Annotated in this window: 24 protein-coding genes; 11 read left to right on the forward strand and 13 right to left on the reverse strand. The window is 70.2% G+C overall.

The genetic code is table 11. The features are described 5' to 3' along the window. Positions 1-54: 54 nt before the first annotated feature. The 3 genes from ABDJ40_RS06090 to ABDJ40_RS06100 are packed head-to-tail and all read left to right on the forward strand — an operon-like array spanning position 55 to position 3,328. On the forward strand, positions 55-1,656 hold the full coding sequence (locus tag ABDJ40_RS06090; protein WP_347607532.1) for an ABC transporter substrate-binding protein: 1,602 nt from the start codon (positions 55-57) through the stop codon (positions 1,654-1,656). Further along, a complete protein-coding gene (locus tag ABDJ40_RS06095; protein WP_347607535.1) occupies positions 1,653-2,276 on the forward strand; it encodes a M15 family metallopeptidase in 624 nt (207 codons plus the stop codon). Before ABDJ40_RS06090 ends, ABDJ40_RS06095 begins: the two co-directional genes overlap by 4 nt. A gap of 11 nt (positions 2,277-2,287) precedes the next feature. After that, complete coding sequence (locus tag ABDJ40_RS06100) at positions 2,288-3,328, forward strand: S66 peptidase family protein (RefSeq protein ID WP_347607538.1); 1,041 nt, start codon at positions 2,288-2,290, stop codon at positions 3,326-3,328. A gap of 10 nt (positions 3,329-3,338) precedes the next feature. Here the strand turns inward: ABDJ40_RS06100 and ABDJ40_RS06105 are convergent, their stop codons facing one another. The 7 genes from ABDJ40_RS06105 to ABDJ40_RS06135 form a co-directional block, all read right to left on the reverse strand. Continuing rightward, positions 3,339-4,151, reverse strand: a complete 813-nt coding sequence (locus ABDJ40_RS06105) for a substrate-binding periplasmic protein (RefSeq protein WP_347607541.1) — start codon at positions 4,149-4,151, stop codon at positions 3,339-3,341. An 81-nt stretch (positions 4,152-4,232) separates the two neighbouring features. Further along, positions 4,233-5,015 (reverse strand): substrate-binding periplasmic protein, encoded by a 783-nt coding sequence (locus ABDJ40_RS06110; protein ID WP_347607544.1) that lies wholly within the window; start codon positions 5,013-5,015, stop codon positions 4,233-4,235. 36 nt (positions 5,016-5,051) lie between these two features. Continuing rightward, the gene (gene dacB / locus ABDJ40_RS06115; RefSeq protein WP_347607547.1) at positions 5,052-6,536 is read right to left on the reverse strand and encodes a D-alanyl-D-alanine carboxypeptidase/D-alanyl-D-alanine endopeptidase; all 1,485 of its coding nucleotides are present in this window, start codon (positions 6,534-6,536) and stop codon (positions 5,052-5,054) included. A gap of 81 nt (positions 6,537-6,617) precedes the next feature. Then, positions 6,618-6,848 (reverse strand): hypothetical protein, encoded by a 231-nt coding sequence (locus ABDJ40_RS06120; protein WP_269632479.1) that lies wholly within the window; start codon positions 6,846-6,848, stop codon positions 6,618-6,620. A gap of 136 nt (positions 6,849-6,984) precedes the next feature. Continuing rightward, positions 6,985-7,986, reverse strand: a complete 1,002-nt coding sequence (locus ABDJ40_RS06125; RefSeq protein ID WP_347607552.1) for an alpha/beta hydrolase — start codon at positions 7,984-7,986, stop codon at positions 6,985-6,987. Next, on the reverse strand, positions 7,983-9,176 hold the full coding sequence (locus ABDJ40_RS06130; protein WP_347607555.1) for an amino acid aminotransferase: 1,194 nt from the start codon (positions 9,174-9,176) through the stop codon (positions 7,983-7,985). The genes ABDJ40_RS06125 and ABDJ40_RS06130 overlap by 4 nt, the downstream gene beginning before the upstream one ends. 212 nt (positions 9,177-9,388) lie before the next feature. Continuing rightward, positions 9,389-10,558, reverse strand: a complete 1,170-nt coding sequence (locus ABDJ40_RS06135; RefSeq protein WP_347607558.1) for a DUF2332 domain-containing protein — start codon at positions 10,556-10,558, stop codon at positions 9,389-9,391. Positions 10,559-10,717: 159 nt separating this feature from the next. Here ABDJ40_RS06135 and ABDJ40_RS06140 point away from each other — a divergent pair, with 159 nt between their 5' ends. Then, the gene (locus ABDJ40_RS06140; protein ID WP_347607561.1) at positions 10,718-11,428 is read left to right on the forward strand and encodes a Crp/Fnr family transcriptional regulator; all 711 of its coding nucleotides are present in this window, start codon (positions 10,718-10,720) and stop codon (positions 11,426-11,428) included. Here ABDJ40_RS06140 and ABDJ40_RS06145 read toward each other — a convergent pair. After that, the gene (locus ABDJ40_RS06145) at positions 11,415-13,199 is read right to left on the reverse strand and encodes a di-heme-cytochrome C peroxidase (protein WP_347607564.1); all 1,785 of its coding nucleotides are present in this window, start codon (positions 13,197-13,199) and stop codon (positions 11,415-11,417) included. The genes ABDJ40_RS06140 and ABDJ40_RS06145 overlap by 14 nt on opposite strands. A gap of 103 nt (positions 13,200-13,302) precedes the next feature. On the opposite strand from ABDJ40_RS06145, the gene ABDJ40_RS06150 reads away from it, so the two are divergent. After that, positions 13,303-13,749: a hypothetical protein gene (locus tag ABDJ40_RS06150; RefSeq protein ID WP_347607567.1), complete on the forward strand. Its 447-nt coding sequence runs from the start codon at positions 13,303-13,305 to the stop codon at positions 13,747-13,749. Positions 13,750-13,760: 11 nt separating this feature from the next. On the opposite strand, the gene ABDJ40_RS06155 is transcribed toward ABDJ40_RS06150, so the two are convergent. After that, positions 13,761-14,252, reverse strand: a complete 492-nt coding sequence (locus ABDJ40_RS06155) for a glutathione peroxidase (RefSeq protein WP_269632486.1) — start codon at positions 14,250-14,252, stop codon at positions 13,761-13,763. 25 nt (positions 14,253-14,277) lie between these two features. Continuing rightward, positions 14,278-15,138, reverse strand: a complete 861-nt coding sequence (locus ABDJ40_RS06160; RefSeq protein ID WP_347607571.1) for a DMT family transporter — start codon at positions 15,136-15,138, stop codon at positions 14,278-14,280. A 299-nt stretch (positions 15,139-15,437) separates the two neighbouring features. On the opposite strand from ABDJ40_RS06160, the gene ABDJ40_RS06165 reads away from it, so the two are divergent. Next, positions 15,438-16,352 (forward strand): hypothetical protein, encoded by a 915-nt coding sequence (locus ABDJ40_RS06165; RefSeq protein ID WP_347607574.1) that lies wholly within the window; start codon positions 15,438-15,440, stop codon positions 16,350-16,352. Positions 16,353-16,418: 66 nt separating this feature from the next. Here ABDJ40_RS06165 and lplT read toward each other — a convergent pair whose 3' ends face one another. Beyond that, positions 16,419-17,696 (reverse strand): lysophospholipid transporter LplT, encoded by a 1,278-nt coding sequence (lplT, locus tag ABDJ40_RS06170; protein WP_347607577.1) that lies wholly within the window; start codon positions 17,694-17,696, stop codon positions 16,419-16,421. Positions 17,697-18,032: 336 nt separating this feature from the next. On the opposite strand from lplT, the gene alr reads away from it, so the two are divergent. The 4 genes from alr to ABDJ40_RS06190 all read left to right on the forward strand — a co-directional run bounded on the left by alr (position 18,033) and on the right by ABDJ40_RS06190 (position 23,081). After that, a complete protein-coding gene (gene alr / locus ABDJ40_RS06175; protein ID WP_347607580.1) occupies positions 18,033-19,151 on the forward strand; it encodes an alanine racemase in 1,119 nt (372 codons plus the stop codon). Positions 19,152-19,477: 326 nt separating this feature from the next. After that, complete coding sequence (locus ABDJ40_RS06180) at positions 19,478-22,048, forward strand: TonB-dependent receptor (protein ID WP_347607583.1); 2,571 nt, start codon at positions 19,478-19,480, stop codon at positions 22,046-22,048. Between the two features lie 15 nt (positions 22,049-22,063). Further along, on the forward strand, positions 22,064-22,522 hold the full coding sequence (locus tag ABDJ40_RS06185) for a hypothetical protein (RefSeq protein WP_347607586.1): 459 nt from the start codon (positions 22,064-22,066) through the stop codon (positions 22,520-22,522). 208 nt (positions 22,523-22,730) lie between these two features. Continuing rightward, complete coding sequence (locus tag ABDJ40_RS06190) at positions 22,731-23,081, forward strand: PspC domain-containing protein (RefSeq protein WP_347607589.1); 351 nt, start codon at positions 22,731-22,733, stop codon at positions 23,079-23,081. Between the two features lie 49 nt (positions 23,082-23,130). Here ABDJ40_RS06190 and ABDJ40_RS06195 read toward each other — a convergent pair whose 3' ends face one another. Then, entirely contained in the window at positions 23,131-24,042 is a 912-nt protein-coding gene (locus ABDJ40_RS06195) for a DMT family transporter (RefSeq protein WP_347607592.1), read from the reverse strand. 102 nt (positions 24,043-24,144) lie between these two features. After that, positions 24,145-24,780: a LysE family transporter gene (locus ABDJ40_RS06200; RefSeq protein ID WP_347607595.1), complete on the reverse strand. Its 636-nt coding sequence runs from the start codon at positions 24,778-24,780 to the stop codon at positions 24,145-24,147. Positions 24,781-24,944: 164 nt separating this feature from the next. Here ABDJ40_RS06200 and radA point away from each other — a divergent pair, with 164 nt between their 5' ends. Further along, positions 24,945-26,306, forward strand: coding sequence for a DNA repair protein RadA (gene radA, locus ABDJ40_RS06205; RefSeq protein ID WP_347607598.1), 1,362 nt, complete (start codon positions 24,945-24,947; stop codon positions 26,304-26,306). Positions 26,307-26,376 lie beyond the last annotated feature (70 nt).

Raw genomic sequence — 26,376 nt, forward strand, 5'->3', positions numbered from 1 at the left:
CGCGCTGCGCTCACAATGGCAGCCCAGTCCCACCTGCCTTGCGCGCCTGTGCCGATGTCCCGCCCCGGTCTCTCCCCGCTGTTCGCTCCCCTGCTGATGCTGGCGGCCGCCGCTGCATCGGCCCAGGCCACGCTGCCGGTGGGCAAGCCCATCGTCTACTGCAGCGAGGCCAGCCCCGAGGGTTTCGACCCCGGCCTGTGGGACAGCACCAGCACCAACAACGCCGTGCGCCAGATGTTCCAGGGCCTGCTGGGCTTCGAGCGTGGCGGCACGGCCCTGGTGCCGCGGCTGGCGCAGCGCTGGACGGTGTCGCAGGACGCCCGCGTCTTCACCTTCACGCTGCGCCGCGGCGTGCGCTTCCACTCGCGGGCCTGGTTCACGCCCTCGCGCGAGTTCAATGCCGACGACGTGCTCTTCACCTTCGGCCGCTTCCTGGACCCCGCCCATCCCTTCAACAAGGCCCTGCCCGGCAACTTCATCTACCCGAACAACCTGGGCCTGGCGAAGCTGGTGCAGCAGCTGGAGAAGCTGGACGAGCACACCGTGCGCTTCACGCTGCGCGAGCCCAACGTCGTCTTCCTCAGCTGGTTCGCCATGCCCTTCGCGGGCATCCATTCGGCGGAGTATGCGGCCCAGCTGCTGCAGCGCGGCGAACCGCACAAGCTGAACAACGCACCCATCGGCACCGGCCCCTTCGCCTTTCGCAGCTATGCCAAGGACGACGTGCTGCGCCTGGAGGCCAACCCCGGCTACTGGGCCGGGCCGGTGCGCACGCCCAAGCTGATCTTCGCCATTGCCCGCGAGCCCAACGTGCGCATCCAGAAGCTGCTGGCCGGCGAATGCCAGGTGAGCGCACCGGCCCGCGACATCGACGTGCCGGTGCTCGCCAAGCGCGCGGACATCCAGCTGCTGCAGGTCCAGGCCCTCAACATCAGCTACCTGAGCTTCAACCTGGCCCGCGCGCCCACCAGCATCCGGGCGGTGCGCGAGGCGCTGGACATCGCCATCGACCGCCCGGCCCTCTTCAAGGTGCTGTTCCCGCGCGGCGACGCCACGCCGGCCACCAGCGCCTTCCCGCCAGCCATCCCGGGATTCGACACGACGCTGCGCAACGAGTACGACCCCGAACGCGCGCGCCGCCTGCTGGCCGAGGCCGGCTTCCCGCAGGGTTTCGCCCTCGACCTGTGGGCCCTGCCCATCGCGCGGCCCACCAATCCCAACGGCCTGCTGCTGGCGCAGATGATCCAGCAGGACTGGGCCCGCATCGGCGTGCGCGCCAGCATCAAGACCTACGAGTGGGGCGAGTACCTCAAGCGCGCCAACAAGGGCGAGCATGACGTCTACATGAGCGGCTGGAGCGGCGAGAGCGGCGATGCCGACGAGTTCCTCACCCCCAATCTCAGCTGCGCGGCCAACCGCAGCGGCGTGAAGTTCTGCAACGCGGAGTTCGAACGCCTGATCGACACCGCGCGCGCCACGCCGGATGCCCCGCGGCGCAGCGCGCTCTACGTCCAGGCCCAGCAGATCTTCAAGCGCGAGCGGCCCTGGATCCCCTTCGCCCATTCCACGCTGTACCTGCCGGTGCGCGCGGACGTGAAGGGCTTTGTGATCAACCCCAATGGCGGGGTCGAGTTCGAGAAGGTCTGGCGCGAATGAAGACCCTGCCCGTTCCCATGATTGCCTGCGAGGACATCGCGACCCACCCCGACTTCCTGCCCCTGCACGGCATGGCGGAGGTCGACCTGGACCTGCGCTACGCCACGCCCGACAACTTCGTCAGCCGCGACGTCTATGGCCCGCTGGACTGCGCCTACCTGCGAAAGGACGCGGCCGAGGGACTGCGGCGCGCGGCGCAATGGCTGCAGCGGCAGCGGCCGCAGTGGCAGATCCGCGTCTTCGATGCCCTGCGCCCGCAGCGGGTGCAGGAGGCGCTCTACGCCGAGCTGGCCGGCACGCCGCTGGCGATGTACCTGGCCCACCCCGAGGCCGGCTCCCTGCATTCCTTCGGCGTGGCGGTGGACGCCGGCCTGCTGGACGAGCAGGGCCAGGAGCTGGACATGGGCTCGGGCTTCGACGAGATGTGCCTGCTGTCCCACCCCGACCACGAGGCCGAACACCTGGCCCTGGGCCTGCTGACGGCGCAGCAGCTGGTGCACCGCGGCTGGCTGCGCGCAGCGATGCGTGCGGGCGGCTTCCACACCATCGCCACGGAATGGTGGCATTTCGAGTTCGGCGACCGCGAGCAGGCGCGCGTCACCCTGCCCCGCGTGCTGTGAAGGAGCCCCGCATGGACCGACGTCATTTCCTGCAGGCCCCGGCCGTGCTCGGCCCGCTGACCGCCACCGGCGCCGCAGGGGCTGCGAGCGCAAGACCTGACCCCGTGCGCCCGCGCCGCCTGCGCCCGGGCGACACGCTGGGCCTGATCAGCCCCGCCAACGCCAGCTTCGAACGCGAGCCCGTGGCCCTGGCCATCGAGGCCCTGCAGGCCCTGGGCCTGAAGGTGAAGCTGGGCGCGCATGCGCTGTCCCGCCGGGGCCAGTTCGGCGGCAGCGATGCCGAACGCGCCGAGGACATCCACCGCTTCTTCGCCGATGACGGCATCGCCGGCCTGCTGGCCCTCACCGGCGGCTCGGGCTGTGCGCGCATCGTGGACCGGCTGGACTACGGCCTGATCCGCCAGCATCCCAAGTTCTTCGGCGGCTTCTCGGATGTCACCTGCCTGATCAACGCCATCCACCGCCAGACCGGGCTCCTCACCTTCCATGCGCCCTTTGCCGGCTCCACATGGACGGCCTTCACCACCCAGCACTTCCGTGCCCTGGTGATGGCGGGCGAGGCGCCGCTGCTGCGCAATCCCGAGGGCGAGCAGGGGGGCGATCTGGTGCAGGCCCATGACCGCGCCTGGACCGTGCGCGGCGGGCGCGCCCGCGGCCGGCTGGTGGGCGGCAACCTGGCCGTGCTCAGCGCCATGGCCGGCTCGGCCTACTTTCCGGACTTCGACGGCGCGGTGCTCTTCCTGGAAGACATCAACGAGTACATCTACCGCGTGGACCGCATGCTGGCCACCCTGCGCCTGGCTGGGGCCTTCCGCCGTCTGGCCGGCGTGGTGCTGGGCCAGTTCACGAAGTGCGAGCCGGGCGACGGCAACTACGGCACGCTGACGCTGGACGAGGTCTTCGAGGACTACTTCGGCGGGCTGGGCGTGCCGGTCTACCGCGGCGCGATGATCGGCCACATTCCGCGCAAGTTCACCCTGCCCGTCGGCGCCGAGGCCGAAATCGACGCGGACGCCCGCACCCTGCGCATCCTGGCGCCAGTGGTGGCCTGAGCGGGGGCCCTCAGTTGCAGGGCGCCGCCGGCAGCGCATACGGCTGCAACAGCTCGGCCATGCGCCCACTGCGGCACAGCTGCTGCAGGCTGCGCTGGAAGCGCTGCTGATCGGCCACGCTCAGGCGCTGGCGGCTCAGGCCGAAGTGGTAGCCGAACTGCTTGACCGTGCCCACGGCCTGCAGGGGCGGCATGTCGTTCTGGGCGGTGAGCCACAGGGCCACGGCCTCGTTCATCAGCACCAGGCCCAGGGGGCCGTAGCGGCCTGCATGCAGCATGCGCAGCACGGTGAGGTTGTCACGCTCGATCAGGGTCTGGATCTGCAGGCCCTGGGCCAGCTCCTCCAGCATCATCGAGGTGCCCGAAGGGCCGTAGGCCGCCACCGTGCGGCCCTCCAGCGAGGCCGGCCCCTTGTACTGCAGGCTCTCGCCCTGGCGACCGAAGACGGTGTAGCGCGCCTGCAGCACGGCCGGCGAGAGCGCGAAGTACTTGCGCCGCTCCGGGGCGTCGACCACGGTGAACAGGCCGTCGGCCTCACCCTGCTCTGCCAGGGCCAGCGCCCGCCGCCAGGGCATCACCCGGATCTCGCAGCGCCAGCCGAGCTGCTCGCAGGCCTTGTCCAGCACATCCACCATGGGGCCGGCAGGCTTGCCGGCACGCTCGTAGGTGTAGGGTGGGAAGGGTTCGGTCAGGAAGAGACGCCGGGGCGCCGGCGCCGCCTGGGCCGCCAGCACGGCCAGGCCCGCCACTGCGGTGCCGAGCAGGCGGACCAGGGCACGGAAGCCGGGAAGGCGGGCGCAGGCGGCCCGCGGCGTCAGGGGCATGGGGTGCTGTCTCCGGGGATGAGGCTGCCAGCATAGGGCCTGCGAGGCGCGCATCTGGCGCGCCAGGCCCCGCGCCGGCGCTCAGCGCGGCATGCGCACCACACAGGCCGAGGCCGGCAGCGCATAGGGGCGGACCAGCGCGGCCGTGCGCCCGCTGCGGCAGTTGGCCGCCAGGGCTTCGTCGAAGCGCTGGAAGTCGGCCTCCGAGAGCCGGGCCTTGACGAGGCCAAAGCCGTAGCTGATCTCCCGGACCACGCCGGCCATCTGCAGGCCCTGCAGCTGCTCCTGCTTGAGCAGCCACAGCGCCACGCTCTCGTTGATGAAGGCCAGGCCTTGCTCGCCGTAGCGGCCATGGACCAGCTTGCGCAGCACCGTGGCGTTGTCGGGCTCCACATGCACCGACACGCCGGGGCCGTCCTGCAGCAGCTCATTGAGGGCCGCCGAGGTGCCCGAGGGGCCGTAGACGCCCAGCTCACGCCCCTCCAGGCTGGCCGGTCCATCGTAGCGGTAGCTCTGGCCGCTGCGACTGAACAGGGCGTAGCGGGCATTCAGCACGGGGCTGCTGAAGTGGAACAGGCGCTCGCGCTCGGGCGTCTGCAGCAATGGGAAGAGGCCGTCGAGGCGGCCGGCCTCGGCCTCGGCCAGCGCGCGGCGCCAGGGCAGCAGGGTCAGCTCGCAGCGCCAGGCCAGTCGCTCGCAGGTGGCTCGAAGCACCTCCACCATGGGGCCCACGGCCCGCCCCTGGCGCTCGACCACATAGGGCGGAAAGGGTTCCGTCCCGAAGTGCAGCACGGGCGGTGGCTCGGCGGCGATCGGCGTCGCGACCAGCAGGCTCAGACTCAGCGTCAGGACCAGAGGCTTCATGCAGGCAGCATAGCGCCAGTACGGCGGGCCGCGGGATCAGGACTGACCCGCCAGCCAGTCCACGATGCGGTCCAGGGCCGGGCGACCCACCCAGAGGGCCGACTCGTCATTGAGCATCAGCACCAGCACCCAGGAGCGGCCGCGACGGTCCTGCACCAGGCCGGCCAGGGAGACGACATTGCGCAAGGTGCCCGTCTTGAGCCGGGCCCGCCCCTGGGCCGGCGAGCCCTGGAAGCGGCGTGACAGCGTGCCGTCGACACCCGCCAGGGGCAGGCCGGCCAGCCAATCCGGCGCATGGCGGCCCTGGGCGGCCTGGCGGATCACGGCGGCCAGGGTCTCGGCGCTCATGCGCTCGCTGCGCGAGAGTCCGGCGCCGTTGTCCGGCACCAGTTCGGGCGCAGCGATCCCCTGCTCGCTCAGCCAGCGCTGCACCGCCTGGGCGGCCCGCTCGCGGGTGGGCAGGGCGGAGTCAGCGCCCGCCTGCTGGCCCAGTCGCAGGTAGACGAGGCGCAGCTGGACGTTGTCGGAGCGCTTGAGCGCGCCGCGCAGCACCTCCGCCAGCGGCCGGCCCCAGCGGGTCTGCAGCACGCGGGCCTCGGCGGGCGCACGCCCGCTGCGCAGCTCGCCGCTCATCGTCCCGCCCAGGGACAGCCACAGCTGGCGCACCGTCTCGCCCAGCAGCCACTGGCGGTCCAGCAGCTGCAGGGCCTGGCTCACCCGGCACTCGACGGGGAAGCGGCCGCTGAGCAGCAGGCGCGGCGGCGTGCCGCCCTGGCCGGGCTCGAAACGCGGCTGCAGGGGCAGCACGTCCCAGTGCCGGCAGGGGGCCTCGGCCTGGGTCAGGCCGCTGGTGTCGACTTGCAGCTGCGGCCAGGCCGGCAGGCGCGCCTGCACCGGCCCCTGGGCACCGCTGGAGAGCTCCAGCAGCTGCACGCCGCCCTCCAGCAGCAGGGCGTCGGGCACGACGTTGTAGGGGAAGTTGGGCGTGTCGTCGAAGTCCGGCGACTGCAGGTCCTCGCGCTCGGGCAGGAAGGCGCTGCGGTCCAGCACCAGGCCGCCGCGCAGCTCGCGCACGCCGGACTGCCGCAGCTCGCGCAGCAGCTGCCACAGGGCGGCGCTGTCCAGCTCGCCGTCGCCGCCGCCGCGCAGGTACAGCGGGGTCTCGAGGATGCCGTCCTGCGGCGTGCCCGTGCTCAGCAGCTCGGTCCGGGTCCGCGCGCCTGGCCCCAGCTGGTCCAGGGCGACGGCGGCCGTCAGCAGCTTGGCCACCGAGCCCGGCACCATGGGCCTGTCCGCCTGCCAGGCATAGCCGGCGCGGGGGCGGTCCAGCGGGAAGGCACGCAGGGCCAGGGATTCAGGCGGCAGGCCGGCCCGCTGGAGGGCCGCGGCGACCGGCGCCGGCAGCCGCTCCGTGGCGCCCTGCACCGGCAAGGAGAGGCCCACGCAGGCCAGACCCAGAAGGGCGGCCTGCACCAGGGACCGAAAGGGGAGTGGGCGGGTGGCGGGGGCGCTGCAATGCATGGACCGCAATGTAGCGCCCGGCCGGCATCCGGCCGGCATCCTGAGGACCCAGGAGCGGACGGAGCGGCGCAGGCAGGGCGCTCAGCGCAGGTAGTCGGAGACGCCGTGGCGGAACTTGTCCTCGAACTGGGACTGGCATTGCTCCCATTCCTCCAGCGTCGAGTCCTGGACTTCCAGACCATCGATCTTGCTGCTCCCGACGATGTTCAGCGGCCGTGCGATGGCGTTCATCGCGCTGCGTCCCAGCGCGGCCATGCGGGCCATGCCGGTCTCGGGATGTGCGGCCCCGCGGGGCTTGATCAGCTGTGCCATGGTCCACCTCTACGGCTTCAGTGATGGATCCAGTGTGCGCCGCTGCCTGGGCGAAAGCCATCGCATCTGCGGCGCAGAAGCCCCCTGTTTCAGGGGACCGTCACCTGTTGAGGTGGCAAGGGGCGAGGGCCCGCGATCAGGGCCGGGGTTCGACCTGGGTGGCCACGAACTCGCGGATCTGCTCGACCATGGGCTGCACCGCGCGCGGGGCATCGATGTCGCCTGCCAGCACGTGCTGGCCGGGCGATTCGCTGTAGTCGACCTCGATCAGCTGCTTGCGCGGACTGCCGATGCGCTCGAAGGCCGCGCGGGCCTCGGCGACGTCGATCACGGTATCGCGCGGGGACATCAGCATCAGCGTGGGCGCCTGGATCTTGCCCAGCTCGCTGCTGCGCACGCGCTCGACCAGGGCCATCATGGGGAACAGCGCCTCGGTGGGGTAGCGGTGGGTCCAGAAGCGCGCCTTGCGCTCATTGGCGGGCTTCTCCTCGTACTCGGCGCCCTGCACCAGGCGGGCGATGCTGCGGCCCCAGGGCCAGTTGATGATGCCGGCCTTGGGATCGCGGGGACCGAAGTTGGGAGAGATGAGCACCCAGCCGGCCACGTCCTTGGCTTCCTCGCGCTGGGCCAGCCAGGCGGCCAGGGTGGCGCCGGTGGAGGCCCCCACCACCAGCACGCGTTCGCCGATGCGCTGGCCCACCTGCAGGGCCTCCAGCGCGTCGGCCTTCCACTGGCCCAGGCTGGCCTGGGCCATGGCGTCGCCAGGCAGGCCGTGGCCGGCCAGGCGGGTGTAGAAGGTGTTGCCGCCCAGGGCCTGGGCCAGGCGCTCGGGCACAGGCGCCATCTCCTGGCGGGTGGCGGAGAAGCCGTGCAGGTAGACTACGGCCCAGGGCGCGCGTTTGCGGCCCTGGTCGCCCCAGACGATGTGCTTCTCGGTCTGCGGCGTCAGGCCGGCGACGCGCGCCTCGCCGGCGGCCAGCTGGGCCTCCAGCGCGTCCATCTGCTCGGGCAGGTGGACGGGCGTCATGGGGGCAGGCTCCCAGGCGATCTCGCCGTTGCGGGGGCCGATGGAAAAAACCAGGCCGCAGGCCAGCAGCGCCAGTGCGGCGCCCCAGGCAATGCGGCCTGCCCGGCTCACGCCAGCACCGCGGCCATGGCGTTGGCCACGGCTTCCACGTTCTTGGTGTTGAGGCCGGCAACGCACATGCGGCCGGAGCGGACCAGGTAGACGCCGAACTCGTCCTTCAGGCGGTCCACCTGGGCGGGCGTGAGGCCCGTGTAGCTGAACATGCCGCGCTGGTGCAGGAAGTAGTCGAAGTTGCGGCCCGGCAGCTTGGCCGACAGCACCTGGTGCAGGGCGTTGCGCATGGCCAGGATGCGCTCGCGCATCTCCTCGACCTCGCCTTCCCACAGGGCGCGCAGGGCCGGGTCGCCCAGCACCTTGGCGACCAGCTGGCCGCCGTGCATCGGCGGGTTGGAGTAGTTGCGGCGGATGGTGGCCTTGAGCTGGCCGAGCACGTGCGTGGCCTGCTGGGCGTCCGGGCAGACGACGGAGAGGCCGCCGCAGCGCTCGCCGTAGAGGCTCATGTTCTTGGAGAAGCTGTTGGCCACGAAGAAGCACAGACCGGCATCGGCCATGGCACGGATGGCGAAGGCGTCCTGCTCCAGGCCTTCACCGTAGCCCTGGTAGGCGATGTCCAGGAAGGGCAGCAGCTCGCGCTGCTTCAGCAGGGGGATCAGGGTGTCCCACTGGGTGGGGGTCAGGTCCACGCCGGTGGGGTTGTGGCAGCAGGCGTGCAGCAGCACCACGCTCTTGGCGGGCATGGCCTGCACGGCCTCCAGCAGCTCCTTGAAGCGCACGCCGCCGGTGACCGGGTCGTAGTAGGGATAGGTCTTGACCGCGATGCCCGAGCCTTCGAAGACAGCGCGGTGGTTGTCCCAGGTGGGGTCGGAGACGTAGATCGCGCTCTCGGGGAAGTAGCGCTTGATGAAGTCGGCGCCGACCTTCAGGCCGCCGCTGGAACCCACGCTCTGGATGGTGGCCACGCGGCCCGCCTTCAGCACCTCGGCGTCGCGGCCGAACAGCAGAGCCTGCACCTCGGTGCGGAAGGCGGCCAGGCCTTCCATGGGCAGGTAGGGTCGCGCGCCGGCGGACTCGACGACGGCCAGCTCGGCCTTGCGGACCGAATCCATCATGGGAATGCGGCCGTCGTTGTCGAAGTAGATGCCAATGGACAGGTTGATCTTGCCGGCCCGCGGATCCTTCTGGAAGGCTTCGTTCAGGCTGAGGATGGGGTCGCCAGCGTAGGCGTCAACGTGTTGGAACATGGCAGGTCACTCCGGGGTCTGAGACAGCCTGCCATTATGCGGCCGGGGGCCTGGCGCCTGGCCTCGCAGCCGGCAGCCCAGGCCCGCCAGGCCCTGGCGGGCGCCTTCGTCCCTGATGAGGGGAGGCTTGCCCCGCGCCGGCTGTGCCGCAGGGCCACTGCGCGGGAGTCTATGCCAGGGAGCGGCCCTGTTCGCGTGCCGAAGGGCACCCGTCAGCGCGGGCCCGGAGCGCCCGCCGCGGGCGCCAGCCAGTGCGCGAAGCGCCCATGCGGATGCGACCAGGCCAGGGCCTGGGGCGCCTGCCCGGCCCGGCGCCATTGCCACAGCGTGGCGCTGCCCGCGGACACGCCGTCGGGCCGGGGTGCCAGCGCGGTGTCGGCGGGCCAGTCGCTGTCAGCCCGGGACTCGGCTGAGAGCCACCACAGTCCCCGGTGCGCCATCAGCCGCTCGACGCGCTGGCCATGGCGAAGGCGGTCCGCCGCCTGGAAGTAGTAGAGCACCCAGCTGTGGAACAGCACGGGCTGCACATCTGGGGGCAGGCCGTCCAGCCAGGCCTCGAGCCGCGCCAGGCCGTCGTCAGCCGCCTGCACCGGCCAGGCGCGCTGCCGCGCCAGGGCCAGGGCGGACTGCAGGCGCTCGCGGCGCTCCTGGTCATGCGGCCACAGGCAGGCCAGCAGCCAGCGGGCGTCCTCCGGCTCGGCGGCGTGCAGCGGCCTGAGGTCCACGCCCTGCCGAAAGGCCAGCTCGAAGCCCGCCTCCGGCCGGGGCAGCGCGCCCTGCCAGCGGCAGCTGATCTGCGGAGCGTCCCGGTCCGCGAGCGCGCCGGCCTCGACCGCCTGCCCGTCCTCCCCGAGGTAGCGGTAGCGGTAGGCATCCACCCCCAGGTTGAGCCCGGCGCTGCAGCCAAAGTCGAACAGGGCCAGCCGCCGCCGGCCGCCGGCCCGCGCCAGATGCTGCAGGGCGGGCCACAGCAGGGCGCAGCGGCCGATCTCGTTGGTCTGCGTGGCACGGTGGCGCAGCAGGCTGCGCAGCGCGGCTTCATGGTCGGCGACAAAGCCGGCCAGGACGGCGGCCAGGGCCTCGTCAGGCAGGCGCCGGCCGCCCACGGAGGGGAAGTAGGCGGCCAGGGCCGACTGCGGCGCCGCCATCACCCGTGCATGCAGTGCCGCCAGATAGAGGTTGGGCTGGGCCTGCTCGGGCGGCGCCTCGTCCATCAGGGCCAGCAGGGCCGGCTGCGCCGCCAGCAGCCGGCACAGGGCCTGGTAGAGCGGATCTTCGGGGCAGTCCTCATCGGCAAAGTGCCGGAACCGGGCGGACCAGTCCGGCCGTGGCGGCCGGGGCGGCTCGGTGGCGAAGGACGGTGAAGCAGGCAGAGCGGTCATGGGCGAAGCTTAGGCGCAGGGCCGACACGCAATGGTCGGATACCCGACAATTTCCATATGTCCGCCCCTCGCGCCCCTGCCGCCCGCTCGTCCGCCAGGGCCCCATCCGGCCCATCCCGGGCTCGAGCCCCCCGCCCCGGCGCGGCCGCCCCCGGCCGTGTGGACCTGCGGACCGGCTTCGCCGCCGTCCTCGAGAGCCTGGCGCCGGGCCTGCCCCTGGACGACGCCCGCTGGCAAGCCCTGGCACCGCTGCTGCGCCTGCAGCGCCTGGCGACGGGCGAGGCGGTGCTGCTGCAGGGCCAGCAGCCCCAGGCCTTCTACGCGGTGGTGCAGGGGGAGATCGAGGCCCGCTTCAGCGGCCTGGACGGCCAGGTCTCGGTGCTGGAAACCATGCGGCCGCCGCGGCTCTTCGGCCTGGCCGGCTTCGTGTGCCGTCAGCCCTCACGCTACGAGGCCGTGGCGCTGCGCCCCAGCGTGCTGATCGCCATCGGCCCGGCGGCTTATACCCGGCTGATGGATGAGCTGCCCGGCTTTGCGCGCGCCCTGATGCAGGAATTCGCCGGCCGCTTCGCTGGCACCCTGGGGCTGCTGGCAGCCTCGCGCCATGCCACGGCGGCGGAGCGCCTGCTGCTGGGTCTGCAGCAGCTGGACCAGGAACGCGGCGAGCCGCTGCCGGGCGAGCCCGGCTGGCGGCGCCTGCGGGTCAGCCAGGCGGAGCTGGCCGCGCTGGCCAACGTCTCCCGGCAGACGGTCAATGAATGGCTGGGCCAGCAGGCCCGCGAAGGCCGGCTGCGCCAGGCCTACCGCTGCATCCTGTGGCGGCCGCCCGCCCCCGGCGCCGGGGCGGCGGCACCGTTCACAGGGTCTTGAGGTACTCGAGCAGGGCGCGCTTGTCTGCCTCGGGCAGGGTCGTGCCGGCCAGGTGGCCGCCATTGCTGTTGCCGGGCAGGCTGGTGTCCAGAAGCGAGGGACCTTGGTCACTGACCTGGCCGACGCGCACCGGATCGAACTCGCGGCTGCCGACAAAGAAGCGCGCCGGCCGCTGCGCCACCGGCTGCAGCAGGGCCCAGAGCGAGGGCACCGAGCCATTGTGCAGATAGGGTGCCGTAGCCCAGATGCCGTTGAGCGGCCTGGCCTTGTAGGGCGCCAGGCTGGGCGGCGGATCTTCGTGAGGTGCGGGCGTGGCCAGCACCTTGTTGAGCAGCTCCTCGGAGGGCTTCTCGTGCGTCCAGCCGGCCGGTGCCTTGAACTGGCCGGCGCCGCGCAGCTCGTCGGCCAGCTGGGCCTCGTACTGGATGATCAGCGCTCGCAGCGTCGCCATCCGGGCCTCCTTGGTGCTCAACATCACGCCCACTGCGCCCTGGACCACGATGGTGGCCCCGCCGTCCTTGTCACCGAAGCGCTTCGGGAGGCTGGTGATGATGGGCGTGCCCTGCAGCCGCCCGGTCAGGGCCTGGCGCATGGCGACTGCGGTGGCCATGGCCGGGTCGGTGCCGACGTCATGCATCTGCGCGGTGATCCGGCGGTAGGGATTGGTGCGCTCGATGGGCAGGTGGCACTTCGCGCACTGCTGGCCATAGATCGCCTCGCCCTTGCGGGCGAGCTCGCGGTCCAGCGGGCCCAGCACCTTCTCGTCCCATTGCGGCGACCACAGGCTGCGCAGCCAGCCCTCCAGGTGACCCAGCGCCACGATGTCCACGGTGCTGGGGTAGCTGCAGCCCTGGGGCTTGCAGTCCTCGATGTGCAGGCCGCCGAAGACGCCCAGCACCTCGCCCACATTGCGGGTCACCTCGCCCAGGCCCAGCGGGCCGTTGGGCGCGGAGCCGTTCCATTGCACCTTGTCGTGCTGGGGGGTGTCCCACAGGAAGGGGTAGGACACCGGGGCGTTGGGCGGCCGGGCGTTGCTCGGCTGATCCAGGGCCGTCACCAGCACCTCGTTGAAGATGTTGCCGAAGGCGTCCAGGCGGGCGTGACCGGGGTCGTAGGTCGGCCTGTTCAGGGCCAGGCGGGCGGCGGAGTCACGCGTCTGGCGGGCGAGATCATCGCGCAGGGCCTGCTGCTGGGCGGGGCTGGTCTGGCCCAGGGCGGCGGCAAAGCGCTGGAACTTGGCCTCGTCCGCCTGCGTGGCCTGCAGGGCCGCCACCAGCTCGGCGTAGAAGCGGTCGAAGCTCGACAGGGCCGGTGCGCCGTCGATGCGCAGGCCGCGGCCCTTGTAGTTGATCTGGCCGGTGTGGCAGGCGGCGCAGCTCATGCCCATCCAGTCCTGGCCCTTGCTGCTGGCCTTGGTGAAGCCCACGGGCAGGCCGTCCGGGTTCCAGGCGCCCGGGCCCGGCGCGGCGGGCAGGTAGCCCAGCTGCTCGATGTGGGCGTCGCTGCGGAACCGCTCGGTGCTGTGGGCCTGCTCCAGCACCAGGAACCAGCGGTAGGGCACGATCTGGGAGCCCTGGGAGGTGAACCAGTAGGACATGCGCGTGGACTGGTCCCAGCCCTGGTCAAGGGTGACCACGGACATCGGGCCGACGGGGTCCGGCAGCGGCGTGTTGTCGGGCGTGGGCTTGATGGGCTGCCACAGCGCGCAGGCTGCCAGGGTCAGCACCGCGACGGCCGCGGCCACGGGGGTTCTTGCTCTCGTCCTCGTCATGACTTGCTCCCATTTACAAAGTCATAACAACTGTAGGAGAGGGTGGCAGGGGCAACGGGATCACTTCGGTTGATGTGCTAGGGATGGCGTCGACAATGAAGCCATGCACTCCCCGCCTGACTCCGTGCCCCCTCAGGTGCCCGTCCAGGCCCTGGCCGACTGGCCCTCGCCCCTGACCCTGGTCCTGCAGGACTCGGAGCTGCTGCGGCTGGGGCGGGAGGGCGACGACGGCCTCATCGAGCTCTCCAGCGCCCTCGTGCACTGGCACAGCCCCAGCCAGCGCGAGCCGGTGCAGGGCTGGGTCTGGCCCCTGCGGCTGCAGTGGTCCGGCCTGGAGGTCTGGACGCTGCGGGACTTCACGCCGGGGCGCATCGCCCAGGCCCGGCTGAGCCGGGATGGGCAAGACCTGACCCCGCAGCTGCCGGCGCTCTACACAGGCCGGCTGGTGCTGCAGCTGGAGCTCGCGCGCGGCGGCAGCCTGCGCCTGCAGGCGCGCACCCTGCGCATCGGCCTGGAAGGCGCGCAGCTGCGCGAATCTCTGGCCTGCTGAGGATGGCGGGGTCAGCCGCCGAGTGCGGCCTCGATGTCGGCGCGCAGCGATTCCGGTGTGTCGTTGGGGGCGTAGCGGCGCAACACCCGCCCGTCACGGCCGATCAGGAACTTGGTGAAGTTCCACTTGATCGCCTGCGTGCCCAGCAGGCCCGGCTTCTCCTTCTTGAGCCACTGCCAGAGCGGATCGGCCTTTTCGCCGTTGACCTCCACCTTGGCCATCATGGGGAAGGTGACGCCGTAGTTGATTTCGCAGAAGGACGAGATCTCGTCGTTCGTGCCGGGGTCCTGCCCGCCGAACTCGTTGCTGGGGAAGCCGATGACGACCAGGCCACGGGTTCGGTAGTCGTGCCAGAGCTGCTCCAGCCCCTTGAACTGCGGCGTGAAGCCGCATTCGCTGGCCGTGTTGACGACGAGCAGCACCTTGCCGTGCTCGGCGGCCAGCGAGAAGGGCTGGCCGTCGATGGAGGTGGCGTTGAAGTCGTAGATCGTCTGTTGTGCCATGGCGCGCTCCTTGGGAAGCCGGATATTAGCCCTGCCGCTTCTCCAGCGCAGCCAGCAGGGCCGCTCCGACGATGCACAGGCCGCCGACGGCCGTGCGCAGGCCCAGGGTCCCGCCGCCCCAGGCCAGGGACGAGAGGGCCGCGAAGGGCACCTCGCAAAGCATCACGATGGCCGTCACGTTGGCCGGCAGCCGCGCTGCCCCATATTGCAGCGACAGATTGGAGAGGAAGAACAGCACGGCCATGCCCGCCAGCGGCAACACCCACCACAGCGAGGCCAGGGCCGGCCAGGGCGCCAGGCCCTGCGACGCCATCAGCGTGGCCGCCAGGGCCGAGACGCCCACGCCGCCGCTGAACATGGCCAGGGCGCGGGCCTCGGGGCTGCGGCCGGCCTCGCGGCGCAGCATGACGTTGTTCAGCGCAAAGGACATGCCGCCCAGCACGCCGAGCCAGTCCGAGAGGCTGGCAGGCAGGGGCAGCCCGCCGCCGGCCGGCGCCAGCACTGCCGCCGCGCCCCCCAGAGCCAGGGCCATGCGCAGCAGGGCCAGCCGGGTCAGGTGCTCGCCCAGGATCAGCCGCGCCAGCAGCACCGCCCACAGCGGCATCAGGTAGAACAGCAGCACCACCCGCACCACGTCGCCGGTGGCCACGCCCCAGTTGAAGAAGGTGTTGGTGACGCCGGCGGCCAGCATGATGGGCCACAGCGAGGGCGTGGACCGCAACTCGCGCCAGGCCTCGCGGCGCAGCAGCAGGATCACCAGCCAGGACAGGAAGAAGAAGGAGACCGTGGCCCACAGCGGGTGGAGCCCGGCGGACTGGAACTGGCGAAAGGGCCACCAGGACAGGCCCCAGACCAGGGCGTTGAAGATCAGACCGAGGAATGCCATGCAGCGAGGCGCGCAAGAGCCCGGCGAATGCGAGGGCCGGGTGGAACGATGGGGTCAGGTCATGCCTCGGGGGCAGCAGGGCCGTGCGGACCATGTCACTGCTTACAGGGCATGGGTTGGCTCGCTGCAACAACCCCTTGAAATCCATTGGGAAGCCGACACACTGCCGACCCACAATGCCCAGGGTTTATAGCATGGTGTCCGGAAGGAGAACCGTACTCCAATCGGGACGCCGTGCGGCCAGCCTCCGGGAGGCCGGCCCCCCTCCGATGAGCCTCATGAACTAGGGAGAGCCCGACTTGGACCACTTGGCCTGCTTGACCCCGGCTGATCTGCAAGCGAACCCGGCGCCCGACCTCAGCGCCTTCCGCTGGCGCCTGCTGGCCCAGGGCGATTCCTGGTTCAGCTTCACCGCCGCGCAGATGAATGCGCACGCCAATCTGCTGGAGGAGCTGGTCTTCCGGGACAAGGCCCTCGCCGTCAACTGCGCCGGCCAGAGCAATGCCCTGAGCCACATGGTGGACCTGGAATCCGCGCCCGAGTTCGTGCGCCTGCTCAGTGCCGACGACGCCCCGGTCTGGGACGGCATCCTGCTCTCCGTGGGCGGCAACGACCTGGTCAAGGCCGCCCAGACCCCGGCCCATCTGCCCGATGGCGAGCCCGTGGCCCTGCACCTGCGCCTGCTGCGCCGCCAGACCGAATGGGGTCCGCCCTCGGCCGGCGTGGCCCGCTACTTCTCCGAGCCCGGCTGGGCCACCTATGCCGACTACCTCAGCGCCAACCTGCGCCATCTGCTGAGCCTGCGCGACCAGGGGCGCTCGGCGGGCAAGCCGGTCTTCATGCACAGCTATGCTGTGCCCATGCCCCGCCCTGCCGGCGCCGAGGACGCCTCGGGCCCCTGGCTCTACCCCGCGCTGAAGGCCTATGCCATCCCGGCGGCTGACTGGGCCGCGGTGAGCCGGCTGATGGTCTACCACCTGGCCCAGCTGCTCAAGCGCCTGGCCGCCGACCAGCAGCTCTACCCCGGCCTGCATGTCTTCGACTCCACCGCCGTGCCCCTGGCCCTGGCCGCGCCCGGCTCCAGCGGCAACAGCGGGGACTGGTTCAACGAGATCCACCTGAACCACAGCGGCTGCTTCAAGATCGCCCGCGCCTGGAGCGAGCACATCGAAGGCGTGCTCAACGGGAACACGGGCGGGAAGAAGAAGGCCTGAGCGCTTCGGACCGACCATGAAAAAGGGGCGCTCGCAGCGCCCCTTTTGCTGGTCCGTCGACCGGTCTCAGTGCTTGTCGCTGCGCGCGATGGCCAGCAGGCGCTGCACTTCCTCGGCGTGCTGGACGCAGTTGTTGCGGTGCCAGCGCTGGATCAGCCACATGGTGCCGGCCACGACCAGGCCGAAGATGGTGATGGCGCCGAAGGCCGACATGCCCACGCGGGTCATGCCCGTGTACAGCGCGCCCAGGCCCAGGATGCAGGCCTGCTCGTTGAAGTTCTGCACCGCGATGGAACGGCCGGCGCCCATGAGGTTGTGGCCGCGGTGCTGCAGCAGGGCGTTCATGGGGACGACGATATAGCCCACCGTCGCGCCCAACAGCACCAGGAAGGGAATGGCCAGGTACAGATTGGTGATGAAGTTGAGCCCCAGCATCAGCAGGCCCATGGCAATGCCCATGGGGATCAGCTGCGTGGCCTTGTCCAGGCGCATGGTCATGGAGGCCACCACGGCGCTCACCGCCGTGCCCACCACCACGACGCCGGCCAGGGTGGAGGCCTGGGTGGTCGAGTAGCCCAGCGCCGCGGCGGCCCAGGGGAACACGATCACCCGCATATTGCCTGACACGCCCCACACCAGGGTGGTGCTGGCCAGGGAGATCTGGCCCAGCTTGTCCTGCCACAGCCGTGAATTGCAGTCGGCGAAGTCACGCACCAGGCCACTGATGCCGCCCACGATGGGCTGCAGGGGCGCCTCAGTGCGCGGGATGCGCAGATTGAACAGCGCAGCGATGATGTAGAGCAGGATCATCGAGGCGATGGCCGCCTCCGGCGCGGTGTCCACGCCGGTGTCGACGTAGGGAACGTCGATGCCCAGAAGCAGCTGGGACAGTCGCGGCCCGACCAGCTGACCGCCCAGCAGCACACCCAGGATGATGGAGCCCACCGTCAGGCCCTCGATCCAGCCATTGGCCTTGACCAGCTGCGACGGCGGCAGGAGCTCAGTCAGGATGCCGTACTTGGCCGGCGAATAGGCCGCCGCCCCCAGACCCACGATGGCATAGGCCAGCAGCGGGTGGCTGCCGAACAGCATCATCAGGCAGCCCAGCACCTTGATGCTGTTGGCAAAGAACATGACCCGCCCCTTGGGCCAGGCATCGGCATAGGCGCCCACCAGCGGTGCAAGCACCACATAGAAGAGCGCGAACATGGGTGTCAGGGCCGGCACCTGCCATGCGGGAGCGTGCGTGGAGCGCAGCAGTTCGATGGCGCCGATCAGCAGGGCGTTATCAGCCAGCGAGCTGAAGAACTGCGCCGCCATGATGGTGTAGAAGCCTTTTTTCATGGACCCGAGCTTGTGAATGCCTGTCTTATCGAAGCAAAGGAAAGAGAAGCCGTGCCCCCGTAAACGCCTCACAAAACTTCACAAGCGGGCCATGCTGCGGCGGGTTTATAGCACGCACACCTGTGCATGCCATGACGTCAGGGGCCAGCGTCCGGGCAGGCCGCTGCAATCCTTCGCAGCCGGCGCGCACGGCCGACAGGCGGCAAGCCCGGCCGGCAGCAGACCCGTACAGGGCGCCGCCCGGGACCCAATCCAGGGCAGGCAAGCGCCCCGCCTCGTGCGGGCAAGTCCTTGCCCTAGGGCAAACCCTCAGGCTTTGCTGCCACAATGGCAGCCATGCCGCGTCCCATCCAAGCCCTGATCCACCCCGCCCATCTGGCCCACAACCTGGCGCGAGCCCGCGCCTGCACGCCGGACGCCCAAGTCTGGGCGGTAGTCAAGGCCAATGCCTACGGCCATGGCGTGGCCAACGTCTTCGAGGCCTTCCGTGCCGCCGACGGCTTCGCGCTGCTGGACCTGGACGAGGCCCAGCAGCTGCGCGAGCTGGGCTGGCGCGGCCCCATCCTGCTGCTGGAAGGCTGCTTCGAGGCGCGCGACCTCGAACTGTGCTCGCGCCTGAAGCTCTGGCATGCCGTGCACTGCGAGCAGCAGATCGACTGGCTGGCCATGCACAAGACGCACGAGCCCCACCGCGTCTTCCTCAAGATGAACAGCGGCATGAACCGCCTGGGCTTCACCCCCCAGGCCTTCCGCGCCGCCTGGACCCGCCTCAACGCCCTGCCCCAAGTCGACGAAATCTCCCTGATGACGCACTTCTCCGACGCTGACGCCCGGCGCTTCGGCGAGGACGGCATCGCCCACCAGATGGCCGCCTGGACCGAAGCCACCCATGACCTGCCAGGCGAGCGCTCGCTTTCAAACAGCGCCGCGACCTTGCGCTACAACCAGCGCCCGGAAGTCCGGGCCGACTGGGTGCGCGCCGGCATCATGAGCTATGGCGGCGTGCCGGACTACCCCGAGCACGACATGGCGCACTGGGACCTCAAGCCCGGCATGAGCCTGCGCGCCAAGGTCATCGCCGTGCAGCAGCTGCAGCCGGGTGACTCCGTGGGCTACGGCAGCACCTTCGTCGCCGACCGCCCCATGCGCGTCGGCACCGTGGCCTGCGGCTATGCCGACGGCTACCCCCGCCATGCCGGCAGCGGCACGCCGGTGCTGGTGGACGGCCAGCGCAGCCAGACCGTGGGCCGCGTCTCCATGGACATGCTGGCCGTGGACCTCAGCGAGCTGCCCCAGGCCGGCTTCGGCTCCGAGGTGACCCTGTGGGGCCAGAGCAGCAAGGGCGCCGTGCTCTCCATCGACGAAGTCGCCCGTGCCGCCGGCACCATCGGCTACGAGCTGATGTGCGCGGTCACCCGGCGCGTGCCGGTGCAGGTGGAATCGCTGCAGGGCTGAACGCCCGGCCGCATCACCACTCGGCGGGATGCTGACTGTTGCCTGACGGCGACGATTGCCCGGGTGCAGCTTGTAAAAGAAGGTGAAGTGGCCCGGCTCTTGCAGGGGTCTGGACGCGCGCAAGTCCTTGTTTCTTCGGAATTCCGGGCATTTCTCACGGTGTTGCGCCGCTGCGCGCCTAGGCCTTACCCCAAGGCCGACGGCGCCAGAAAGGCATGCAATGCACGGGCTCGCCACCAAGGCCGCGCCCGCTACCGTTGAGCGCTAGCCGGGGCGGGCCAACGTGGCTCAACCAACACGAGGGATTCCCGCCCATGAAGCTTTCCATGCTCCGCCAGTCGTCGCTGGCCGCCGCCATCAGCCTGATGCTGGCCAGTTCCGCCGTCTACGCGCAATCCAACACCGTCGGCACCATCTACGGCCAGGCCGCCAACGCCAAGGGCAGCACCCTGGTGGTGGAGAACGCCGCCACCGGTGCCAAGCGCACCATCACCCTGGATGAAAGCGGCCGCTTCAACGTGACCGCCCTGCCCGCCGGCACCTACAAGGTCACCCTGATGAAGGACGGCGCCGTGGTCTCGACCCGCGACGGCGTGGAAGTCCGCATCGGCCAGGGCTCCGAGCTGCTGTTCGGCTCGGCTCAGACCCTCAGCACCGTCGAGGTGACGGGCAAGGTCGCTCGCCTGGACATGGCCAACTCCAACAACGGCGCCACATTCAGCGCCGCGCAGCTGGACCGCCTGCCCGTGGCCAAGTCCATCGACGGCATCATCCAGCTGGCCCCCAACACCACCAAGGCCGACAGCCGCTATGCCGGCGGCGCCAGCTTCGGCGGCGGTGCGGCCTCCGAGAACGCGTACTACATCAACGGCTTCCCGGTCACCAACCCGCTGACCCAGCTGGGCTCCTCCGAGCTGCCCTTCGGCGCCATCGCCAACGCGCAGATCCTGACCGGCGGCTTCGGCGCCGAGTTCGGCCGCTCCACCGGCGGCGTGGTCAACATCACCACCAAGAGCGGCGGCAACACCTGGGAAGGTGGCGTGAGCATGAGCTTCACGCCCAACAGCCTGCGCGGTTCGCGCAAGGACATCTTCTATCCCACCACCGGCAAGCATGCGAGCGACGGCACCCTGTACCAGCGCCGCCAGAACAACACCGAGGACGAGTTCTCGATCGGTGCCTACGTGGGCGGCCCGCTGATCAAGGACAAGCTGTTCATGTTCACCGCAGTGGAGCGCCTCACGCGCAACACCGGCCAGGTCAACCTGACCCGCGACGTCGACGAGAAGAGCGACTCCGGCTGGACGGATGCGCGCAACGTCAACAACCGGTACATGTCCAAGTTCGACTGGAACGTGACCGACGACCACCACCTGGAACTGACCTTGCTGGGCGATGCCTACACCCGCAAGGAGCGCCTGGGCGGCTGGGACTACGCCACCGACAGCCGCTTCGGCAGCCTGGGCGACACCTCCACCTTCAAGGACGTGGCCAACAAGACCGACGGCGTCGGCTCGACCTCGCAGATCCTGAAGTACACGGGCAGCCTGACGCAAGACCTGACCCTCACCTTCCTGCATGGCCGCAGCAACTCGCCGCACACGCAGACCCTGGCCGGCTACGACTCCAAGCTGCCCGGCGTGATCGCCAGCCCCGCCAACCGGGCGCCCGGCATCACCTACAACACCACCGCACAGCCCTTCGCCGGCGAGCGTCTGCTGGCCGAAGGCGCCAAGGACAAGGTCAAGTCCACCCGCCTGGACATCGAATGGCAGCACGGCAAGCACACGGTGCGCGCCGGCATCGACAACAACACCCTGCGCTCCATCAACGCCGGTGAAAGCACCGCTGGCGGCCTGACCTACACCTACTTCAAGTCCGCCGCCTCGCCGGACGGCACGGTGCCGGTCACCGACCTGCGCAGCGTGGGCACCATCATCCCGGCCGCCGGCGGCCAGCTGGGCACGCAGGGCTACTACGTGCGCGCCACGCAGTTCGACGACATCACCAACGCCGAGTCCACCCAGGCCGCGCAGTACATCGAGGACAAGTACCAGGTCACCAAGGACCTGCTGGTGACCGCCGGCCTGCGCAACGAGACCTACGAGAACAAGAACGGCGACGGCCAGACCTTCCTGAAGAACAAGAACCTGAACCCGCGCCTGGCCTTCTCGCTGGATCCGCTGAGCGACAAGACCACGCACGTGTTCGGCAGCGTGGGCCGCTACGCCATCCAGATCCCGACGCACATCGCCGTGCGCGGTGCCAGCCGCTCCACCTACATCGACACCTACTCCACCTACTCCGGCGTCGATGCCAAGGGCGCGCCCATCAACCCGGTGCTGCTGGCCACCGGCTCGCCGGACAACGAGTTCGGCCAGGCCAAGCTCTACCAGACCGTCGCCGCGCAGAACCTGAAGGCGGCCGCGCAGGACGAGATCACCCTGGGCATCGAGCGCACCCTGACCGAGCGCCTGAACGTCGGGGCGAAGCTGACCTATCGCAAGATGATCTCGACCATCGATGATTACTGCGACCAGACGCCCTTCAACAAGTACGCCGAGGACCACGGCATCGACGCCAGCCACTGGGGCGGCTTCACCTGCGCGTCCATCAACCCGGGCCGCAGCAACACCTTCCTGGTGAACTACTCGGGCGACGGCAAGACCTTCGTGCCGGTGACCCTCTCGGCCGCCGACATGGGCTTCGCCGACAACCCCGGCCAGCACAAGGCGCCCAGCCGCAGCTACCTCGCCCTGGACTTCTTCGCCGAGCACCCCTTCCGTGACGGCTGGTACGGCAAGATCAACTACACCCTGTCCTACAACAAGGGCAATACCGAAGGCCAGACCCTGTCCGACGTGGGCCAGACCGATGTGTCCGCCACCCAGACCTAGGACCACTCCGGCATCATGGAGCACGCCTACGGCTACCTGCCCAATGACCGTCGCCACCAGATCAAGGCCTTCGGCTTCGTGGAGCTGAATGACCAGTGGCAGGTGGGCGGTAACGTGCTGCTGGCGGCCGGTCGTCCGACCAACTGCCTGGGCGCCTATGCCGGCAGCAATCCGACGGGTGACCAGGGCTACGGCTCGTCCTACCACTACTGCGACGGCAAGCCCTCGCCGCGCGGCACCTTCGGCCGCCTGTCCTGGGACACCCGCTTCGACATGAACGTGGTCTACCGCCCGGCGACCGTCAAGGGCCTGACCCTGCGCATGGACGTGTTCAACCTCCTGAACCGCCAGGTCGCCCAGAACGTGGACGAGACCTACCTGGACGGCGATGCCGTGTCGCCCACCTTCGGTCGCACGCTGAGCTACACCGCCCCCCGTTCGGTGAAGTTCACGCTGTCCTACGACTTCAAGTAAGTCCGGCGCGGGGCCTGCGCCCCGCCGCATGCGACCCCGCGCAGCCCCGCTGCCCGGGGTCTTTTTTTGCCCCGGTCCTGGCCCCTGTCGGCTGCCCCTGCAGTCCAGGGCCGGCGGGCTGCAGACCGTCCAAGAAGGCTTGGCCTGGCGCGCGGAGGGTTTAGGCTAGCGCCTGAGAACACCGGGTTCTCGATCACAAGGAGCACACATGAGCAGCATGAGCAGTGAGCTGGAACGCCTGGCGGAGCTGCATCGCCAGGGTCATCTGAGCGACGAGGAATTCGCGCGCGCCAAGGCCCGCATCCTGCAGGGCGAGGACGCCACCGCACAAGGCGGCGCACCTGGCACCGGCGCCCCCCCCTTCGGCAGCCCGGCCTCCGGCCAGGTCCTGCGGCGCAGCCTCAACGACCGCTGGCTGGGCGGCGTCTGCGGCGGCCTGGGCCGCATGACGAATGTGGAGTCCTGGATCTGGCGCCTGCTCTTCGTGCTGACCAGCCTGTGCGTCGGCGGCGGCCTGGTGGTCTACCTGCTGCTGTGGATCTTCGTGCCGGAAGAATGAGGCGGCGCCAGGAGCGCGGGCGAGGCCAGGCGGCCTCCCCTGCGCTCTCTCACTGCGGCCGCGTGGCCACGTAGATGCTGCCCAGGCACAGGCCCATGCCGGCCAGGGACAGGGCCGTGGGCACCCAGCCCTCCAGCAGGGCGGAGATGGCCAGGGCGATCACCGGGATGACCACGCCCGTCAACGCCGCCCGAGCGGCCCCCTGGCGCTGCGCCAGCTTGAAATACATCACGAAGGCCGCCACCGAGCCGGCCACGGCCAGGTACAGCAGGCTCAGCAGGTAGCTGGGCTGCCAGCTGAAATGCCAGCCGCTGCCATTGATCAGGGAAAGACTGGCCAGGAAGGCAGCGCCATAGCCCATGCTCCAGGCCAGCACCGGCACCAGGGCGAGGCCGCGCCGCGTGAGGGTGAGCGTCAGCACATTGCCCACGCAGGCGCACAGCACGGCCAGCAGTCCCAGGCCCAGGCCCAGGGCGGCGGTGGGCCGGGCGCCCGTCGCCGCGATCTCGGGCCAGAAGATCATCACCACGCCGGCCACGCCACCGCTGGCCGCCAGCAGGAAGCGGCGGCTGACGGTCTGCGCAAAGAAGAGGCGCCCGGAGAAGGCATTGCCGAAGACCATCAGGCAGAAGAGCACGGCCACCAGGCCACTGGGGATGTGGCGCTCGGCCTCATAGACGGACACATAGTTGCCGCTGTACTGCACGATGCCCGTGGCCAGCGTCAGGCCGTGGGCCCCCAGGGGCAGGCGCAGGCTCTCGCCACGCCAGCGGGCCAGGCCGGCCAGCATCAGCGCGGCCAGCGCGAAGCGCCAGGCCACGGAGTTGAGCACCGGCACGCCGCTGTCCAGCTGGTAGAGGATCACATGCCAGGTGCTGGCCCAGATCAGCGTGGGGCCCCAGAAGAGCCAGCGGGAGGACAGGCCCGGGGAGGCCGGGGCCAGGGCGGCGGTGGTGCTCATCGAGGTTCCAGGAAAAAAAAGGACGCGCCGGGCATGGCGCGTCTTCCGGATTTCACGCTGGGTGCGCCCGCAGGGGCGACCCGCTTCTTGCGTCGCCCGGGCTCAGGCGGCGCGCTTGAAGGTGGCCAGCAGGGTGCCGGCCGCAATGAAGAGGCTGCCGAAGACACGGTTCAGCGTCTTGATGTGCTCGGCGCTGCGCAGGGCGGACAGCACCTTGGCCGCCAGGGCCGTGTAGCCCGCCATCACCACCAGGTCGGTGAAGCACAGGGTGGCACCGATCACGGTGTACTGGGCGCTCAGGCTCTGGTGCATGTCCAGGAACTGCGGCACCACGGCAAGCAGGAAGACGGTGCCCTTGGGGTTGACCGCGTTGATGGCCCAGCCGCGCAGCACCAGCTGGCGCAGGCTCACGGCGCGGGCCTCGGAGGGCTCGGTGGCCGCCACCAGGGGCTTGGCAGGCGCGCGCCATTGCTGGACACCCAGGTAGACCAGATAGGCCACGCCCAGCCACTTGACGAGGGCAAAGCCGAAGGACGAGGCCGCGATCAGCGCGCCCAGGCCCGCGCCCACCAGCACGATCTGGGTCAGGATGCCCAGCACCAGGCCGAAAGTGGTGAAGTAGCCGCGGCGGAAGCCATGATTGAGGCCGGAGCTCATGGCGGCGATGGCGCCGGCGCCCGGCGAAAGGCTGATGGCCCAGGAAGCGGCAAAAAAGGCCAGCCAGGTCGAGAATTCCATGTCAAAAGCTCCGGCTTGAGCCGCGCCCTTGAAACAGCGGTGGGCAGCGGCGAACCGTGGTTGTAGCACTTTGTCCGGGTTTTTGCTGAGGGCGAGGGACGCACGGCGGCAAGAAGCCCGCAAAGCGCCGGGAAGCGGGTCCCAGCCACGCCACAATCCCGGCCATGGCCAAGGAAAAAACCGTCTACAGCTGCAGCGAATGCGGCGGCAGCAGCCCCAAGTGGCTGGGCAAGTGCCCGCACTGCGGCGCCTGGAACACCCTGATCGAGACCGTCGCCGAGCCCACGGGCGGCAAGAACCGCTTCCAGGCCCTGGCGCGCAGCCAGCCCGTGGCCACGCTGTCCGAGATCGAGGCCAGCGACTACGAACGCACCCCCACCGGCCAGGAGGAACTGGACCGGGTGCTGGGCGGCGGCATCGTGGCAGGCGGCGTGGTGCTGATCGGCGGGGACCCCGGCATCGGCAAGTCCACCCTGCTGCTGCAGGCGGTGGATGCCCTGAGCCAGCAATGCAAGGTGCTCTACGTGACCGGCGAGGAATCCGGCGCCCAGGTTGCGATGCGGTCAAGGCGTCTGGGGCTTTCGGGCGCCCAGGTGCGGGTGCTGGCCGAGATCAACCTGGAGAAGATCCTGGCCACCCTCGAGACCGAGGCGCCGGCCTTCTGCGTGATCGACTCCATCCAGACGCTCTACTCCGACCAGCTCTCCTCCGCCCCCGGCTCGGTGGCCCAGGTGCGTGAGTGCGCCGCGCAGCTGACCCGCACCGCCAAGGCCGGTGGCTGTGCCATGGTGCTGGTGGGCCACGTCACCAAGGAAGGCGCGCTGGCCGGCCCGCGGGTGCTGGAGCACATCGTGGACACGGTGCTCTATTTCGAGGGAGACACCCACAGCAGCTTCCGCCTGGTGCGGGCCATCAAGAACCGCTTCGGCGCGGTCAACGAGATCGGCGTCTTCGCGATGACCGACAAGGGCCTCAAGGGCGTGGCCAATCCCAGCGCCATCTTCCTCTCCACCCATGGCGAGCCGGTGCCGGGCTCCTGCGTGCTGGTCACGCTGGAGGGCACGCGGCCGCTGCTGGTGGAGCTGCAGGCCCTGGTCGACAGCGGCGGCCCCAGCCCGCGCCGGCTCTCGGTGGGCCTGGACCGCGACCGCCTGGCCATGCTGCTGGCCGTGCTGCACCGGCATGCCGGCGTCTCCACGGGCGACCAGGACGTCTTCGTGAACGCGGTGGGCGGCGTGCGCATCAGCGAGCCCGCGGCTGACCTGGCCGTGCTGCTGGCCATCCAGAGCAGCCTGCGCGGCCGTGCGCTGCCGCGCGGCTTCATCGCCTTCGGCGAGGTGGGGCTGGCCGGCGAGGTGCGGCCGGCGCCGCGCGGGCAGGAGCGTCTCAAGGAGGCGGCCAAGCTGGGCTTCAGCGTCGCTGTGGTACCCAAGGCCAATGCGCCCAAGAAGGACATCGAGGGCCTGACGGTGCACGCAGTGGACCGCATCGAGGACGCCATCGCCGTGCTGCGCGGCCTGGATTGAAACCCGCTGGTCCTCGAGCCCAAGTCTGCTTACGATGCACCGCACGGCCAAGCCGGCCAGCAAGGAGCCC

This window comes from Roseateles flavus (genome assembly GCF_039872765.1).
Taxonomy (GTDB): Bacteria; Pseudomonadota; Gammaproteobacteria; order Burkholderiales; family Burkholderiaceae_C; genus Roseateles_B; species Roseateles_B flavus.

Excerpts from the sequence above, each read along its gene's own strand:
- ABDJ40_RS06180 (WP_347607583.1), top strand. The coding sequence starts at position 19,478 with ATGCTCCGCCAGTCGTCGCTGGCCGCCGCCATCAGCCTGATGCTGGCC.
- ABDJ40_RS06150 (WP_347607567.1), top strand. The coding sequence starts at position 13,303 with ATGCACTCCCCGCCTGACTCCGTGCCCCCTCAGGTGCCCGTCCAGGCC.
- ABDJ40_RS06130 (WP_347607555.1), bottom strand. The coding sequence starts at position 9,176 with ATGTTCCAACACGTTGACGCCTACGCTGGCGACCCCATCCTCAGCCTG.
- ABDJ40_RS06090 (WP_347607532.1), top strand. The coding sequence starts at position 55 with ATGTCCCGCCCCGGTCTCTCCCCGCTGTTCGCTCCCCTGCTGATGCTG.
- ABDJ40_RS06145 (WP_347607564.1), bottom strand. The coding sequence starts at position 13,199 with ATGACGAGGACGAGAGCAAGAACCCCCGTGGCCGCGGCCGTCGCGGTG.
- ABDJ40_RS06190 (WP_347607589.1), top strand. The coding sequence starts at position 22,731 with ATGAGCAGCATGAGCAGTGAGCTGGAACGCCTGGCGGAGCTGCATCGC.
- ABDJ40_RS06195 (WP_347607592.1), bottom strand. The coding sequence starts at position 24,042 with ATGAGCACCACCGCCGCCCTGGCCCCGGCCTCCCCGGGCCTGTCCTCC.
- ABDJ40_RS06200 (WP_347607595.1), bottom strand. The coding sequence starts at position 24,780 with ATGGAATTCTCGACCTGGCTGGCCTTTTTTGCCGCTTCCTGGGCCATC.
- ABDJ40_RS06160 (WP_347607571.1), bottom strand. The coding sequence starts at position 15,138 with ATGGCATTCCTCGGTCTGATCTTCAACGCCCTGGTCTGGGGCCTGTCC.
- alr (WP_347607580.1), top strand. The coding sequence starts at position 18,033 with ATGCCGCGTCCCATCCAAGCCCTGATCCACCCCGCCCATCTGGCCCAC.
- lplT (WP_347607577.1), bottom strand. The coding sequence starts at position 17,696 with ATGAAAAAAGGCTTCTACACCATCATGGCGGCGCAGTTCTTCAGCTCG.
- ABDJ40_RS06100 (WP_347607538.1), top strand. The coding sequence starts at position 2,288 with ATGGACCGACGTCATTTCCTGCAGGCCCCGGCCGTGCTCGGCCCGCTG.
- radA (WP_347607598.1), top strand. The coding sequence starts at position 24,945 with ATGGCCAAGGAAAAAACCGTCTACAGCTGCAGCGAATGCGGCGGCAGC.
- ABDJ40_RS06095 (WP_347607535.1), top strand. The coding sequence starts at position 1,653 with ATGAAGACCCTGCCCGTTCCCATGATTGCCTGCGAGGACATCGCGACC.
- dacB (WP_347607547.1), bottom strand. The coding sequence starts at position 6,536 with ATGCATTGCAGCGCCCCCGCCACCCGCCCACTCCCCTTTCGGTCCCTG.
- ABDJ40_RS06120 (WP_269632479.1), bottom strand. The coding sequence starts at position 6,848 with ATGGCACAGCTGATCAAGCCCCGCGGGGCCGCACATCCCGAGACCGGC.
- ABDJ40_RS06135 (WP_347607558.1), bottom strand. The coding sequence starts at position 10,558 with ATGACCGCTCTGCCTGCTTCACCGTCCTTCGCCACCGAGCCGCCCCGG.
- ABDJ40_RS06105 (WP_347607541.1), bottom strand. The coding sequence starts at position 4,151 with ATGCCCCTGACGCCGCGGGCCGCCTGCGCCCGCCTTCCCGGCTTCCGT.
- ABDJ40_RS06110 (WP_347607544.1), bottom strand. The coding sequence starts at position 5,015 with ATGAAGCCTCTGGTCCTGACGCTGAGTCTGAGCCTGCTGGTCGCGACG.
- ABDJ40_RS06155 (WP_269632486.1), bottom strand. The coding sequence starts at position 14,252 with ATGGCACAACAGACGATCTACGACTTCAACGCCACCTCCATCGACGGC.
- ABDJ40_RS06185 (WP_347607586.1), top strand. The coding sequence starts at position 22,064 with ATGGAGCACGCCTACGGCTACCTGCCCAATGACCGTCGCCACCAGATC.